General features: G+C 71.4%; 13 protein-coding genes. 5 read left to right on the plus strand and 8 right to left on the minus strand.

The genetic code is table 11. The annotated features are described in order from the left end of the window. Positions 1–11: 11 nt before the first annotated feature. Complete coding sequence (locus OG912_RS31935) at positions 12–1,016, minus strand: Lrp/AsnC family transcriptional regulator (protein WP_327712345.1); 1,005 nt, start codon at positions 1,014–1,016, stop codon at positions 12–14. Between the two features lie 150 nt (positions 1,017–1,166). Between OG912_RS31935 and OG912_RS31940 the strand changes: the two genes are divergently transcribed. The 3 genes from OG912_RS31940 (at position 1,167) to OG912_RS31950 (ending at position 5,557) form a co-directional block, all read left to right on the plus strand. Next, complete coding sequence (locus tag OG912_RS31940; RefSeq protein WP_327712346.1) at positions 1,167–2,723, plus strand: amidase; 1,557 nt, start codon at positions 1,167–1,169, stop codon at positions 2,721–2,723. 108 nt (positions 2,724–2,831) lie between these two features. After that, positions 2,832–4,262: an MFS transporter gene (locus OG912_RS31945; protein ID WP_327712347.1), complete on the plus strand. Its 1,431-nt coding sequence runs from the start codon at positions 2,832–2,834 to the stop codon at positions 4,260–4,262. 47 nt (positions 4,263–4,309) lie between these two features. Then, positions 4,310–5,557, plus strand: coding sequence for a metal-dependent hydrolase family protein (locus OG912_RS31950; RefSeq protein ID WP_327712348.1), 1,248 nt, complete (start codon positions 4,310–4,312; stop codon positions 5,555–5,557). Here the strand turns inward: OG912_RS31950 and OG912_RS31955 are convergent. Then, on the minus strand, positions 5,527–6,093 hold the full coding sequence (locus OG912_RS31955; RefSeq protein ID WP_326734761.1) for a GNAT family N-acetyltransferase: 567 nt from the start codon (positions 6,091–6,093) through the stop codon (positions 5,527–5,529). The two genes, OG912_RS31950 and OG912_RS31955, sit on opposite strands and share 31 nt — an antisense overlap. A 13-nt stretch (positions 6,094–6,106) precedes the next feature. Continuing rightward, positions 6,107–6,679: a helix-turn-helix domain-containing protein gene (locus tag OG912_RS31960; protein WP_327712349.1), complete on the minus strand. Its 573-nt coding sequence runs from the start codon at positions 6,677–6,679 to the stop codon at positions 6,107–6,109. A gap of 182 nt (positions 6,680–6,861) precedes the next feature. Here OG912_RS31960 and OG912_RS31965 point away from each other — a divergent pair, with 182 nt between their 5' ends. After that, positions 6,862–7,299 (plus strand): DUF7144 family membrane protein, encoded by a 438-nt coding sequence (locus OG912_RS31965; protein WP_326734759.1) that lies wholly within the window; start codon positions 6,862–6,864, stop codon positions 7,297–7,299. 26 nt (positions 7,300–7,325) lie between these two features. Here the strand turns inward: OG912_RS31965 and OG912_RS31970 are convergent, their stop codons facing one another. The 4 genes from OG912_RS31970 to OG912_RS31985 form a co-directional block, all read right to left on the minus strand. Beyond that, positions 7,326–8,666, minus strand: coding sequence for a chloride channel protein (locus OG912_RS31970; protein ID WP_327712351.1), 1,341 nt, complete (start codon positions 8,664–8,666; stop codon positions 7,326–7,328). 149 nt (positions 8,667–8,815) lie between these two features. Beyond that, entirely contained in the window at positions 8,816–10,252 is a 1,437-nt protein-coding gene (locus OG912_RS31975; protein ID WP_327712352.1) for a DUF2252 domain-containing protein, read from the minus strand. A gap of 137 nt (positions 10,253–10,389) precedes the next feature. After that, positions 10,390–12,159, minus strand: coding sequence for a cation:proton antiporter (locus OG912_RS31980; protein ID WP_327712353.1), 1,770 nt, complete (start codon positions 12,157–12,159; stop codon positions 10,390–10,392). Between the two features lie 210 nt (positions 12,160–12,369). Next, positions 12,370–13,059 carry a hypothetical protein gene (locus tag OG912_RS31985; protein WP_327712354.1) on the minus strand — a complete coding sequence of 230 codons (690 nt, stop codon included), beginning with the start codon at positions 13,057–13,059 and terminating at the stop codon, positions 12,370–12,372. Between the two features lie 67 nt (positions 13,060–13,126). Here OG912_RS31985 and OG912_RS31990 point away from each other — a divergent pair, with 67 nt between their 5' ends. Beyond that, on the plus strand, positions 13,127–13,348 hold the full coding sequence (locus OG912_RS31990) for a DUF6011 domain-containing protein (protein ID WP_327712355.1): 222 nt from the start codon (positions 13,127–13,129) through the stop codon (positions 13,346–13,348). 4 nt (positions 13,349–13,352) lie between these two features. Here OG912_RS31990 and OG912_RS40120 read toward each other — a convergent pair whose 3' ends face one another. Then, positions 13,353–14,504 (minus strand): acyl-CoA thioesterase, encoded by a 1,152-nt coding sequence (locus OG912_RS40120; protein ID WP_443061037.1) that lies wholly within the window; start codon positions 14,502–14,504, stop codon positions 13,353–13,355. Between the last annotated feature and the right edge of the window lie 3 nt (positions 14,505–14,507).

Raw genomic sequence — 14,507 nt, forward strand, 5'->3', positions numbered from 1 at the left:
CACGGCCATTGTCACGCCCAGAGGTTCATCGGTACGAAGCCGGTCGCCCGTCCGTCCGGATCCAGCAGCCGGCCCATCAGTTTCACCGCGCGCAGCGCGACCGCGCGGTCGGCGATCCGCAGATGGGGGATGGTCGCGGCGAGGCGGACCTCCAGGGCCTGGGCATCCACCAGGGACGAGACCCAGACAGTGGCGATCAGATTCTGCGGACCGGCCAGGCCCAGGCACTGCCTGATCTCCGGGAGCTTCGCCAACTCCCTTGCCGTGGCGTCCAGATGCTCGGCCGCCACGGTCCCGAACAGGGTCACGGCGACCGGTGAGCCGGACAGCGAGCGGGCCAGGTCGCAGCGGAGCACGAGGCGTCCTGTTTCCAGCAGCCGGTTCAGCCGGCGGCTCGCCGTGTTCACCGAGACGCCGAGGGTCTCGGCGAGTTCGCTGAGGGACATGCGTCCGTTCTCGCCTATCGCCGTGACGAGCTCGGCGTACTCGGGCAGATGCTGTGTGTCGCCCAGCGCCGACCGGCGGGACGCGGCCAGAGTCTCCTGCTGGCTGCGGCTCAGGCTCGTCAGCCGCCACACGCTGCCCTCGGTGTAACTGCGGGTGATCAGATGGGCACGGGTCGCCGCGATTCCGGGGGTGGTGCCCAGCCGGTCCACGATGTAGCTCGAGAGTGCGCCGAAGCCGGTGGCCATCGCGGTGATCAGGAGGTCGCGCCCGCCCGCCGCGTGCTCCACGGTCACCGCGTGCGGGTCCGCCGACAGGAGCTCGGCGACCGCTCCCGCCTGTCCCGGCGCGCAGTCGATCTCGATCAGCGCGCCGGCCCCCGAGCCGCCGTACGGATACGCCGTCACCCAGGCGTGGCCGGCGGCCCGCAGCCGCTCCCATCGCCGGGCCACGGTCGCGGCATCGACCTCCAGGGCCTTCGCCAGCTCGGTCCAGGGGGCCCGTGGGTTGATCTGCAGAGCGTTGACCAGGGCCAGGTCCAGCTCGCTGAGTGAGGGCAGATTTTCAGTCATCGAGAGTCCGTACTGACGGGTGCTTTGGGAAAAGACTGCATTCGATCAAGATTCACGACAGGGATCGGCAATTTCAAGCGGAATGTTGAGCGGAGATTAGCATCGCCGTACCTCATCAGATCCAGCCACATCCGACTCCGGAGGCGCCGCGTGCAGCAGCCTTTCGCCACCCTCGCCGACGCCGCCGCGGCCCTGCGGTCGGGCACCGTCGGCAGCGAGGAACTCGTCACCGCCGCCCTCGCCGACGCCGAGGTGCTCGATCCGCTGCTCGGTGTGTACGTGACCCGCTTCCCGGAACGGGCGCTGGCCGCCGCCCGGGCGGCCGACTCCCTGCCCGCCGCTGAACGCGGCCCCCTGCACGGACTGCCCCTCGCGGTGAAGGACAACCTCGCCACCGTCGAGGGCCCGGCCACCGCGCAGAGCCCCGTCCATGACCCGCACTGGTGGCGCGGGCTCGACGCACCGGCCGTCGCCCGGCTGCGCGGTGCGGGGGCGGTCGTCCTGGGCAAGACCACCATGGCCGAGTACGCCATGGGCCGCCCCGACCCCGCCCACGACTTTCCGGTGCCCCGCAATCCCTGGGACCCCGAGCGGTGGACCGGCGGATCGAGCACCGGAAACGGTGCGGGCATCGCCTCGGGACTCTTCCTGGGGGCCCTCGGCAGCGACACCTCCGGCAGCGTGCGGCTGCCCGCCGCGCTGTGCGGAGCCACCGGCCTCAAGACCACCTTCGGACTGCTGCCCGTCGACGGCTGCATCCCGCTGAGCCCTTCGCAGGACGTCCTCGGCCCGATGGCCGTCACCGCCCGCGACTGTGGACTCCTCCTCGGCGCGATGACCGGGCTGCCGCCCAGGGCTCCCGCGCCGGACGGGGTGCGCGGACTGCGCATCGGTGTTCCGTACGGACTGCTCGACGCTCCGGGCGTCACCGCCGAGTGCCGCACCGCATTCCAGGACGCGCTGCGAACCCTGCGTGAACTCGGCGCGGAAATAAGGGAGTTCGATCTGCCGGAGTTCGGCGGTCTGCTCGCCGTCAACGCGGTCACCATGCTCGCCGAAGCCTTCGCCGCGCACAGCGAGCGGCTCGCCGCCGACTGGGACGGGCACGGGCGGGCCTTTCGCAGGCTGGCCGCCGCGGGCGGACTCGTCCCGGCACACCTCTACCTCCGCGCCCAGCGCACCCGCGAACAGCTCACCGCACAGCTGCTGGCGCGGATGGACGGCCCCGGCGGCGTCGACCTGATCGCCACCCCGACCTGGCCCGCGCCCGCACGGCCGTACGCACAGGAGGCCGCGCCCGGCGAGGAACTCAACCTCACCGGCGTCTGGAACCCCACCGGCTTCCCGGCCCTCGCCCTTCCCATGGGTGCCGGCCCCACCGGGCTGCCCCTCTCCCTCCAACTGGCCGGCCGCCCCCGCAGCGAGCACACCCTGATCGCCGCGGGCGACGCCTACCAGTCCGCCACCACCTGGCATCTCCGCCGGGCCGCGCCCGACCCCGGGCAACGGCCCACCCCGCTCCAGGACCCGGACGGCGGGCCGGCGCACACATCCCCGACGCCGTCCGCAGCCACCCCCGGCGACGCCTTCGCCGATGCCGGGGCCGCACTCGCCGCGATCGGCATTACACCGGGCCCCGCCGATCTGGCCTTCGCCCGGACCGTGGCCCGCTCACTCCTCGAAGCGGACCGCAGGCCCGCCGCCTGACCCGGCCGGCCGGGGGACCGCCCTCGCCGACACCGCCCTTTCCCGAATCCCCTGCCCCACCCTCACCCGCCGCGCCCGTGCGCGCGGCCGTGCCCAAGTGGAGAACCCATGTCGCGTATCCAGCCCACCGCGGGCGCCGGCGCGCCAGGCCTCGGCGCCACCCGTGTCGCCGCGGTCGTCGGATTCCTGGTCTTCGTCGAGCTGACCAGCGGCATCATCCAGGGGATGATGCCGACCCTGCTGCCCGAACTCGGCTCCGTACTGCACGTCGGCGCGGGCGACCTCAACTGGGTCAACGCGGCGCAGCTCCTGGCCGCCGCCGTCTCCGTGCCGCTGTTCGGCCGCCTCGGGGACATGTACGGGCATCGACGGCTGCTGCGGATCGCCGTCCTCTGTCTCGCCGTCGGTTCGGTACTGGTCGCCTGGGCACCCTCGTTCGAGGTGCTGCTGGTCGGCCGTGTGCTGCAGGGACCGCTCGCCGCGCTCCTGCCCCTGGAGATCGGACTGGTCCGCGACCGGCTGGACGCCGCGGGCGCCCGGAGCGCCATCGCCATGCTCGTCGGCGCGCTGACCTTCGGCGCCAGCGCCGGCATGGTCATCTCCGGACTGCTCCGTGAGGTCATCTCCTCCGTGCACGGCGTCCTGTGGATTCCCGCGGCCGCCACCGTCCTGTGCGCCGGAGTCGTCTTCTTCCTGGTGCCCGAGTCCAAGACCCGGGCCGAGGGCAGGGTCGACTGGGCCGGCGCCGGACTCCTCAGCGTCGGACTCGCCACGCTGCTGCTCGGCATCTCCCAGGGACCCAAGTGGGGCTGGACCGACGCGGCCACCCTCGCCCTGTTCGCCGTCGCAGCGGTCACCCTCGTCGTCTGGGTCCTGGTCGAACTCCGCGTCGCCGAGCCGATCGTCGACATCCGCCTCACCGTGCAGCGCACCCTGCTCCCCGTCTACGCGGCGAGCTTCCTGCTGGGCACCGCCCTCTTCGGCGCCCAGACCGCCCTGGTGCTCTTCGTGTCCTCACCCGCTGACAAGGTCGGATACGGATTCGGCTACGACGCCCTCGGAATCGCCTGGCTGATGCTGCCGTCCGGCGTCATGGCGTTCGTCGCCTCGCTGTTCGCCTCCCGGCTCTTCAAGCTCATCGGCGGACGCGGCACCCTCGGGCTCAGCGGCGCCCTCATGGCGGTCGGCTATCTGTTCCTGATCGCCGCCCACGACGACCCGTGGCAGTTCGTCGTCGTCAACGTCATCGTCGGCACGGGCGTCGGTCTCGCCCTCAGCGCGATGCCCGTCCTGATCGTCGACTCCAGCCCGCACGAGCGCACCGCCATCGCGACCGGGATCTACAACACCGCCAAGACCGTGGGCGGTTCCGTCGCGGGAGCCGTCTTCGCGGCCATCCTCACCGCCCTGACCTTCAAGGGCACCGAGATCCCGACGATCGACGCCTACACCACCGTGTGGTGGTGCTGCGCCGGAGTCTCGGTCCTCGTCGCCGTCGCCGCGGCGGTCGTGGCCCGCCCCGCGAAGTCCGCCAACTGAACCACCGCCCCGCCCCCTTGCACCCTCTCCAGGGAAGGAACAGCGCCATGCCCGCCCCCACCACCTCCGTACTCCTGTACAACGGCCTCCTCATCGACGGCACCGGGAGCGAACCGGTCCTCGACGGTGCGGTCCTCATCGAGGACGGTCTCATCCGGTGGGCGGGCCGCACCGCGGACAGTCCCGCCACCACGGCCACGACCCGGCGCATCGACGTACGCGGCGACGCGATACTCCCGGGCTTCATCGACTGTCACGTCCACATGGCGGCCCCCGGAACGGCGATGAGTCACGCCGAGATCGCCTCCCTGCCGCACAGCCTGCTCACCTTCCTGGCGGGGCCCCGGATGAAGCAGACCCTCGAAGCCGGCGTCACCACCGCGCGGGACCTCGGCGGCGCCGACGCCGGGCACCGGCGGGCCATCGAATCCGGCCTGCTCGTCGGCCCCCGGCTCCAGGTCGCCATCGCCATGCTCAGCCCCACCGGAGGGCACGGCGACTTCCGGGCCGGCAACGACCCCCGCCCCAACAGCAACCCCATGGGGCAGCTGGCCGATGGACCCGCCGAATGCCGCAGAGCGGTCCGCGATGTCCTGCGCCGGGGCGCCGACTGCGTCAAGATCGCGGCGACCGGTGGGGTGTGGAGCCCGACCGACCAGCCCGACGACGACGGGTTCCTGGAGGACGAGATCCGTACGATCACGGAGATCGCCGCCGGGCATCGCGGCAAGAAGGTCGCCGCGCACGCCCAGGGCCGCGGCGGCATCCTCAACGCGGTGCGGGGCGGCGTCGCCAGCGTCGAGCACGGCTACGAGATCGACGACGAGGCCATCGACCTGATGCTGGAACGGGGCATCTTCCTCGTGCCGACGCTCACCACCGCCAACACCGACCCGGATCCCGGCAAGGCGGCACCCTGGGCGTACGCGAAGAAGAAGCACTGGCAGGACGTCGCCCGCCGGCACATCCCGCGCGCCATCGAGCGGGGGGTACGGATCGCGATGGGTACCGACTGCGGCATCGCCGAGCACGGCACCAACCTGCGCGAGCTCGGGTATCTCGTGGAGTGCGGGATGACCCCGATGGGTGCGGTGCGGGCCGGTACGGCCGAGGCGGCCGAACTCCTGGGACTCGCCGGCGAGATCGGCACCCTGGAGCCCGGCAAGCGCGCCGACGTCGTGATCGCGCGAGGCAACCCGCTCGACGACATCAAGTCCCTGGGCGACCCCGGGAACATCCTGCTCGTCATGAAGGACGGCGTCGCCTACAAGGACGTCGACGGGCTCGCCGCCTGAGCGGGCGCCGCACCGTCCCGGCCGACCGCCTTGTAGTAGAAGGTGGTCGGCTTCAGGACACCGGCCGGATCACCGGCGTAGTCCGGAACGGACCCGCACTCCGTCCAGCCGGCCGAGCGGTACAGCCGCTCGGCCGGACTGCCGCTCTCGGTGTCCAGGATCAGCAGCGTGAGCCCGTCCCCGGCCGCCGAGCGCTCCACCGCGTCGAGCAGGGCCCGGCCGAGCCCCCGGCCCTGCGCCGACGGGCGGACCATCAGCTTGGCGACCTCGGCGCGGTGACGGGCGTTGGGCAGCGGAGCGGGGGTCAGAGCGATGGTCCCCGCGATCCGTTCGCCGTCCCGGGCGATCCACACCTGGTGGTGTCCCGCGTCCACGGAGGCGGCACGCTCCCGCCACCAGCACGCGGCGGCATCCCGGTCGAGCGGCGCCAGGAACCCCACGGAGGCTCCGCCGTCGACCGTCTCCACCAGGAGGGCGGCCAGCTCATCGGCGTACGTGACCAGTTCGGGTCCGGTCACCGGGACGATCTCGGTCATGCGGCAGGTCCTTTCACGGTGCGACGATCATCAGTGCGTAGCGGACCCGTTCCGGGCCCGGACAGTGGAAGCGCGAAGGGCCGCGCAGCCGGAACCGCAGGCAGTCGCCCGGGCCGACCGTGTGCACGGTGGCGTCGACGGTGATCTCGACCGTCCCCTCCAGGACCCAGATGTGCTGTTCGAGGCCGGGCACAGGCGGATTCTCGTACGCGATCACGGCACCCGCGTCGAGGATGCCCTCGATGACCTCCGCGCGCAGACCGGCATGCGGAGGCGAGACGGACCTGCGCACGAAACCGGACCGCTCGTCCCGCCAGACCGTCTGACGGGAGGCGGGCACCAGCTGCGGCGGCTGCGCCTCCACCTCCAGCAGCAGCCGGGACATGGTCCGCTCGTGGACGGTGCACAGCCGGCCGAGCTGGGCGGCGGTAGGACTCAGCTCGCCTCGTTCGAGCCGGGACAGCGTCGAGCGGCTCAACCCGCTGCGCCGGGCCAGCTCGTCCAGCGACCAGCCGCGCTCGACGCGCAGTTCACCGAGCCGCGCCGCGAGCCCGGCCTCGACGGCCCCGGCCTCATCCCTCTCCATGCCTCTCACATCAGAGAGGGTATCTCCATTCCGAGATGCTTGGTGGTGCGGTCTTCGCCGGGTGCGCGAAGGCGCCAGGTTCGTTCTGCCGGTCGGGTGCCGTCGTGTCACGCTTGGAGCGGGGGGTGCCCGGACGGGCACAGCGGTCCCGCCGGGTGGTTTTACTACCCGAGGAGGCCGGCATGGCCAGTACCAGCAACGAACCGCGAGCCGCCCGTGACACCGCCCCGAGCTCCCGTCATCCGTTCATGACGGGCTGGACCGCCTTCGCCGGGGTGCTGATGATCTTCGGCGGGGCCATGGCGATCCTGCAGGGGATCGCCGCCATCGCCAAGGACGACGTCTTCGTCGCCACGCGCAACTACGTGTTCCAGTTCAACCTGACCGGCTGGGGATGGATCCACCTCATTCTCGGCATCCTCATCGTGCTCGCCGGCTGCGCCCTGTTCACCGGGGCCGTGTGGGCGCGTGTCGTGGGTGTCGTACTCGCCGGATTCGGCGCGCTCGCCAACTTCCTGTGGCTGCCGCACTACCCGTTGTGGTCCATCGTCCTCATCGCCATCGACGTCTTCATCATCTGGGCACTCTGCGCGGGGCCCGAGAAGCGGGAAGGGGTCTGACGGAGCAGCCGTACCTCCTGGGGCATTCACGCTGCGGGCGGCTCCTTCGTGAACGCAGCCGGCGGAGGAGTGATCCGCAGCGTGACGACGTAGGAGACCACCACCGAGACGATCACCAGTGGCATCACGGTGAGCCCCTCCGTCCCCAGGAGCAGCGTCGCCAGCAGCACCGCCGTCATCGGGAGTTTGAGCATGGCCACGCACATTGCCCCGATGCCCATGGCGAATCCGGATGTCGGGTTCAGCCCGGGGAGGTGGGAGAGCGCGAGGCCGCCGGCCGCGCCGACGAACATCGCCGGGAAGATCGGACCACCCCGGAACGCGCTCAGGGAGGCGCAGTAGGCCAGCGACTTGCAGACGATGAGCACGACCAGGGTGGCCGCCGAATACCGCGCGCTGTCGGCGAGCAGCGGGTCCAGGTCGTGCTGGCCCGAATACAGCACCTGGGATGCGGACTTCCCGGTGCCCTCGGCGTACACGAGCGCGAGCACCCCGACGACGAGGCCCATCACCGCGGTGGCCACCACCGTCCGCCGCTCCACCCTCGACTGAAGGAACAGCGCCAGCCGGTGGATTCCCGCGCCCACGAGTGCGGCACCCAGTCCGAGGGCGATGGCCCAGCCGAATTCGGCGACGGTGGGGCTGTCGGCGTGCGGCACGTGGTGGAGCGCCAGCGAGTACGTCCCCAGGCCCGTCCACGAGCCGAGGCCCGTGAAGATGAGCGCCCCGATTCCGGCCGCCAGGAGTCCGGGCACCAGTGCCACCCCGAGCATCATCCCGGCCAGCCCCGAGGCCTCCATCAGCAGGAACGCACCGAGAAGCGGAGAACCCAGCAGCGCGCTGACGGCGGCGAAGCTGCCCGCGGCGCCCACCACGGCGACCGCCCCCGGGTCGATGTCCGGCTTGATCAGCCGCACCGCCCACACGGCCAGGCCCCCGCCGAGCGCGATGAGGGGTGCCTCCGGGCCGAGCACCGCGCCGAGTCCGAGACTGGCGAGCGCCGCGAGAGCGATGCCCGGCAGCTGCGCGGCCGACGGCGGGCCGGTGCTCACCAGCCCCTCGGCCGGCTTGTGCCCGCCGCGGCCGGGGAGATACCGGACGGCCAGTCCCGCCAGCAGCCCCGCCACGCCGAGCAGCGGCACCGGCCACCACGAGGGCGTGGCGGTGAAGCCGAGGGCATCGGGCAGGTCGTCGTACGTGAGTGACTGGAGTTCGGAGACCAGGGCGAGGAAGCCGAAGGCCGCCGCCGAGACCGGAACACCGAGGACTGCCACCATCACGAGCAGGACCGCGTAGCCGCGGGTGCGGATCAGGGTGACGGGATCCGGTGGCTGGGCGGGGGGCGTTCCGGCTGGCTCGGCCGTCATGCGCGTTGTCTCCTCGGCGTCGCGAATCCCCTGTGAGCGCCCTGTCGTCAAGGCGTCCTCAAGGTGATACCACGATGCGGTGATTTGGGTGATGTGTCCGCGCTGTGCGAGTGCGGCGCGAACCGTGCCGGCCGACCCGGCGGGCAGGGTCAGACGCCTTCGCCCGCCGGGTCGGCCGAGGGCAGCCGGCCGGACCGCACCGCGTCGACAAGAGCCTGATGGTCCCGCTCGTTCCGGTCGGCGTACGACTCCGCGAACTGCTGGAGCGCCCGGTCGAACACCTCGCCGCGGCCCAGGTACGCCGCGATCGCGATCCGGTCTCCGGACCGGGCGTGGGCACGGGCCAGCGTGGCCCCGCAGACTTCTCCGAACACGCCGAGCCCGCGCGGGATCATCAGCTCCGGCTGGACGATGCCCTTCCAGTCGCGCAGCTGGCGGATGTAGAAGTCCCGGCGCCGGCCGTCGATCCCGTCCACCCGCTCCCAGCCCAGGAAGATGTCGCTCGCCGCCTGCATCAGCCGCTGTCCCGCGACCACCCGGCTGCCCTGGTTCCGGTACCGGCTCGCCCCCACGTACGGGGCGAGCACCGAGGTGTCCGCCTCCTTGGCCTGCAGGAAGAGCGGGTCCCCGCTGTCCCGCCCGAGCAGGAGGATGATCCAGCACCTCGTGCCGACGCTGCCCACACCGACCACCTTGCGGGCCACGTCGACGAGCCGGAACCCGGAAAGGAGGGCGCGCCGGTCGGAAGCCAGACTCTGGCCGTATCCGTCGATCAGCCGGCGGAACTGCTCCTCGAACGCATGGCGCTCCACGTCCGGCAGCAGATCGGCGACCGGGACGAGCAGGGGCGGGTCCGCGGCGATCCGGCGCCGCCCGTCGACCACTTCGGTGAGCTTGTCGAACGCCTGCAGACTGTCCCGGGTACGGGCCTTGGCCATGGCACGGGCCACCTCCTTGCGGCCGCGCTTCCTCAGCTGCTCCGTCGCCACGGCGCGCAGCCGGTCCGCGTCCGTCCGCGCGTACCAGACGTCGAGGTTGCGCATGCCCGCGAACCGGATCATCCACTCCCGGTACGACCTGACCGAGGCCCGCACGACGGCGGCGCGCTCCCGGTCACTGAAACCGTTCGCCCGCCCCGCGATGACGAGGCTGGCCGCCAGCCGTTTGACGTCCCACTCCCAGGGGCCGGGCAGCGTCTCGTCGAAGTCGTTGATGTCGAAGAGCAACTGCCGCTCCGGTGAGGCCAGCAGCCGGAAGTTCAGCAGGTGAGCGTCCCCGCACAGCTGCGCCCTGATCCCGGAGACAGGAGTGCCGGCCAGATCGGCGGCCATGATCGCGGCCGCCCCGCGGTAGAAGCGGAACGGGGACTCCGTCATGCGCCCGTAGCGGATCGGGACGAGCTCCGGCACCCTGGACGCCGACTGCGCCCGAAGGACGTCCAGTGGGTCCGGACGGCCGGTCGACGGCTCGAACACCGCATGGCTCGACCGCGGCACCGCGCGCCGGGCCGCCTTGCCGCGCGCCGCCCGCTCGTCGGGCGTGGGGAACTCGCCGCCGTACCGTACCGGGCTGATGTCCTGCGGCATCGGGAATCCTCCTGAACGCTGCGCAGGCAGGAAGGGAGGACGCTGCCCGGCTCCTTCCGATCATCGCCGGTCGGCGCGATTCCGGCACCAGCAGCGCGGCCGATCCGTGCCGGAGCCCGGCTCGGCGCGCCCGGCGGTCAGACCGCCGGGGCGCCGACGGGCGGACTCAGCAGGACGACGGTGTCACCCGTGTCCGGGGCCGGGGTGAGCGAGTCGGTGACCGGCACGAGCCGGCCGTCCGGGCGCACCACGAAGAGCAACTGGTGACCCGCCGGCACCGGGCCGTCGGAGGTCCGCGTCACCACGCGCGCCCCTCTCTCGTACCGGCGGGCCAGCTCGCGCCCGGTGAGTCCGGCGCCGAAGAGCGATTCACCACCGGTGTACGGAGCCACCACTCCGTGGCGGGAGGAAGGCGGCCCGAGACGGTGGACGGCGCCCTCGACGCTCTCCCGGAGCGTCATGGAGGCGAGCGCGTTGAAATCGTCCTCGTCGGTGAGCAGCAGCACTCCTGTGATCCCCTCCAGCTCCGCACCGGCACCGGTGGCCGACGCGAGGAGTTCGCCGGGCGCCAGCTTCAGTCCGGCTTCCTCGATCCGCGCCCGCTCACCGTCGGCGCCCGCCCACATCAGGACGTCCAGTCCCGCCGAGCGCAGGGCGCAGGCAAGATCCACCGCCCATGGCGCACCGCCTACCAGCAACGGCCTGGAACGTGCCGGGCGCAGCACGCCCAGCCGCCTGGCCACCGGGAACGCCGTCAGTCCGTACAGCGTGACCGTGGCGACGATCACCACGAACGTCGCCGGGAGGACGCGCTGGGCACCGGCGATGTCGTGGTCGACCAGCTCGGCCGAGAAGGTGGAGGCCGTCGCCGCCGCGACGATGCCGCGCGGCGCCATCCAGCCGATGAACCACCGTTCCCCGCGCGGTACATCGGTACGCAGGGTGGCGAGCTGCGCCACCAACGGCCTGGTCACCAGCACGAGCAGGGCGACCAGCGCGAGCGACGGCAGTACCACGTGCCGCAGCGACGCCGGTGTGACCGTGGCCGAGATGGAGATGAACAGCAGTCCGATGATCAGTGAGACCAGGGTGTCGAAGAAGGGCCGCCGCGCAGGGAGATCCAGACCCGGCAGATTGGCCATGGCCATCCCCATCACCACGGCGGAGATCAGACCCGTGTCGTCCCGCAGCGCGTCACAGGCGGCCGCCACGCCGATCACGGCGGCGAGCTGCACGGAGGTGGCCAGCTCCTCGCTCAGCCGCACCTGACGGAGCAGCAGCCACAGCACGCCGGCACCGGCCGCGCCGCCCGCCACGCCCACCGCCGTACTGGCCGCGAACCCGGCCACCTGACTGCCGAACCCCGGCCGGTCACCCGCGAGGACCCCGTGGAAGACGAGCGCCCCCAGGATGCCGCCGACCGGGTCGATCAGCGACCCCTCCCAGATGAGGACGCGCTGCAACCGCTCGGTGGGCCGGACGAAGTTGAGCAGCGGCCCCACGACGGTCGGCCCGGACACGACCAGGATCGCCGCGAGCATCACCGCCGCCCGCATCGACATGTCCAGGACCGGTACGGCGAACAGCGCGGCGGACACCACGGTCAGCAGCGTCCCCAGCCAGAGCAGCCGGACCACGACGCGGCGCGTGTGGCCTTTGAGCCTCTTGAGGTCCAGCCCCAGACCGGCGTCGTACAGGATCACCGCCACCGCCAGGGACACCAGCGGCGAGAAGGAACTGCCCAGCAGCCGCTCGGGATCGACGTCATCGGTGAGTGCCCCCGCGGTGAAGCCGACCGGCAGCAGGACGAGCAGCGCCGGGACGCGCAGCCGGCTCGCCAGCAGCTGTGAACCGACCGCGAGCACCACGATCAGCCCGATGCCCACGAGTACCTGATCCGCCGTCATTGCCGCCTCCTGTGGCGCGAGCGCCGGGGCAGCGGTCGCGACCCGCGGAGCACCGCGTGCGACCACCATCCGTGGCGGCGCACGGCCGGGATGCGAGGGCTCGCTCCGACGGGCTCCCCGGCACCCCGGTATCCGCCGTATGGGCTAACGGAGTCCGCGGCGGCCGGTGGTGAGCCGCTGAGGGAGTGCGTCACGCTCCGGGCGCACGGCTCACTTCCCGTCGTCCCAGGGGGTGCCCATCCAGCTGTCGAACGTCCGGATCAGCGCCGACAGCGCGGCCGCCAGCCGCAGGTCGGCCCACTGCGCGTGCACCTGGACCTCGTCCTCGTCGGAGCGGAACTCCATCGGGACCTCCTGGCCCGCACGCCAGATGATGCGCCGCGGTCCGCGCGCCACATCACCGCTGCCGCTCAGCAGACTGCCCACGCCGATGGCCACCTGAACGGGGAACAGCAGCCACCACACGTACCACCAGAAGATCCGGCCCTTGAATCCGACCGCCTCCGGGCAGCCGGTCTGGGCGACCGTCCACCGGGTCCGCAGACCCTTGCCCGACAGTGCCTTCTCCCGTACGAGAGTGCCGACGAGTTCACCCTGCCCACCCCACACCTGATACACCGACACACCCTCGCCCGCCGACGTGGTGACGAGCGTGGCCAGCCGGGAACGGCGCTCAGGGCCGTCCCAGAGGACGAAGGACCGGGCACCCGTCTTCCGTGCCGCGAGATACGCCGGTATGCCACCCTGCGGCAGTTCGCGCTCCAGATACGCGACCACGTGGAACGGGCCCCTGGACGTGTCGGTGACGACGTGGCGAAAGCCCTCGGCCACACCCGGCAGGATCACCTCCCCGGCTTTGCCGTTCTTGGGCAGGGCCACTACTTTCAGAGCGCTGAGCACGTGCGACTCCTCCGTTGTGCGCGGTCAGGACGTCGAAGCGTAGACGGGCACCTGAGAGGATCGACGCGTGGAGTCCCCAGAAGTCGCCCCCGACGCCGAGCCGCTGCCCGGAACCGCCGCCACCGGCCGCCGCCCCGTGCGCTGCCGCCTGTGCGGACGCCCGCTCACCGGCACGGCCTCACGCCGTACCGGCCTCGGCCCCTCCTGCGACGCCAAACTGCACCCGGCACCGCCCGACATCCGCACCCGCCGCCACGAGGTCGAGCAGGAACCGCTGCCGGGCACCTGAGCCGTCAGGACGGCTGCTCGCCCAGCCGCCGGAACAGTCCCTCCTGCACCACCGACACCAGCAGATTGCCCTCGCGGTCGTAGATCCTGCCGCGCGCAAGACCCCGCCCGCCGGTCGCCACCGGGGACTCCTGGTCGTACAGGAACCACTCGTCGGCCCGGAACGGCCGGTGGAACCACATCGCGTGGTCGCAAGAGTAGAATTCACGCACCGTTTGACTAGGGAGGGCGTCCATGGAAGCTACTAGTGCAGCGGAACCACGGCGTCGGCAGGTACGGCACTCTCGCCGGCCGACGCTGGCCGCAAGTGCGGCAGGAGACCGATGGATCGTGTACGTGCGACTGAGTCGCGACACCGACGAGAGTACGTCCGTTGAGCGGCAATCGGAGGAGGGTCGTCGCTGGGTTGAAGACGTCGCCCACGGCGTCGTTGTGGAGGTAGTCGTTGACACGGACGTATCGGGGGAGGTGTCGCCCTGGAACCGCAAGAACCTGGCGCAGTGGCTCGTCTCAGTCCCACCGAAACCCTTTGACGGCATGGTGGCACTGCGGGTCGACCGTTGGGCGCGTCGCGTGGTGTGGTTCTCCGGCCTGCTGGACTGGTGCAGGGATAACGGCAAACGGATCAACACCGTGCGCATGAACATCGACCCGACCACCCGAGAAGGAAGGATGTTCGCGGGCATCGCCGCAATGTTCGCGGAAAACGAGCTGGAAGTCATCAAAGAGCGTGCCCAGGAGACGCGAGACACTCTCCGGCAAATGGGCCGCTGGCCCGGCGGAAGGGTTCCGTACGGCCGTGTCAAAACCCATCTCGGAAAGGATCCGGAGACCGGCAAATCCCTGGGATGGAAGCTTGGCGACCACGCGCATCGGTGTGACGTCATCCGGCGAGCCGCAGACAACATCTTCGGGCTGAACGGGCATTCACCCACAACCCCGCACGCTGAGGTCCAGCGACTCAACCGCGAAGGGGAGCCGACCGAATCAGACTGCCGCCTCATTGACGCGGGCAAGGAGCCCAAGGGGACCAAATGGCTCCGTGAGACGTTGGTTCGTATTCTTCTCAACCCCACGACTGCCGGCGTCATCACGGACCACGAGGGGCGAATCGTGCGCGGAGATGACGGGCTGCCTGTACTCGTCGCTCGGCCCATCCT

Origin of the sequence: Streptomyces sp. NBC_00464, from assembly GCF_036013915.1 — a bacterium.
Lineage (GTDB): Bacteria > Actinomycetota > Actinomycetes > Streptomycetales > Streptomycetaceae > Streptomyces.

What these genes read in the sequence shown, in the direction of transcription:
- OG912_RS31950 (WP_327712348.1), top strand. Translation starts at nt 4,310, where the DNA reads ATGCCCGCCCCCACCACCTCCGTACTCCTGTACAACGGCCTCCTCATC.
- OG912_RS31955 (WP_326734761.1), bottom strand. Translation starts at nt 6,093, where the DNA reads ATGACCGAGATCGTCCCGGTGACCGGACCCGAACTGGTCACGTACGCC.
- OG912_RS31965 (WP_326734759.1), top strand. Translation starts at nt 6,862, where the DNA reads ATGGCCAGTACCAGCAACGAACCGCGAGCCGCCCGTGACACCGCCCCG.
- OG912_RS31980 (WP_327712353.1), bottom strand. Translation starts at nt 12,159, where the DNA reads ATGACGGCGGATCAGGTACTCGTGGGCATCGGGCTGATCGTGGTGCTC.
- OG912_RS31960 (WP_327712349.1), bottom strand. Translation starts at nt 6,679, where the DNA reads ATGGAGAGGGATGAGGCCGGGGCCGTCGAGGCCGGGCTCGCGGCGCGG.
- OG912_RS31935 (WP_327712345.1), bottom strand. Translation starts at nt 1,016, where the DNA reads ATGACTGAAAATCTGCCCTCACTCAGCGAGCTGGACCTGGCCCTGGTC.
- OG912_RS31970 (WP_327712351.1), bottom strand. Translation starts at nt 8,666, where the DNA reads ATGACGGCCGAGCCAGCCGGAACGCCCCCCGCCCAGCCACCGGATCCC.
- OG912_RS40120 (WP_443061037.1), bottom strand. Translation starts at nt 14,504, where the DNA reads ATGGGCCGAGCGACGAGTACAGGCAGCCCGTCATCTCCGCGCACGATT.
- OG912_RS31975 (WP_327712352.1), bottom strand. Translation starts at nt 10,252, where the DNA reads ATGCCGCAGGACATCAGCCCGGTACGGTACGGCGGCGAGTTCCCCACG.
- OG912_RS31945 (WP_327712347.1), top strand. Translation starts at nt 2,832, where the DNA reads ATGTCGCGTATCCAGCCCACCGCGGGCGCCGGCGCGCCAGGCCTCGGC.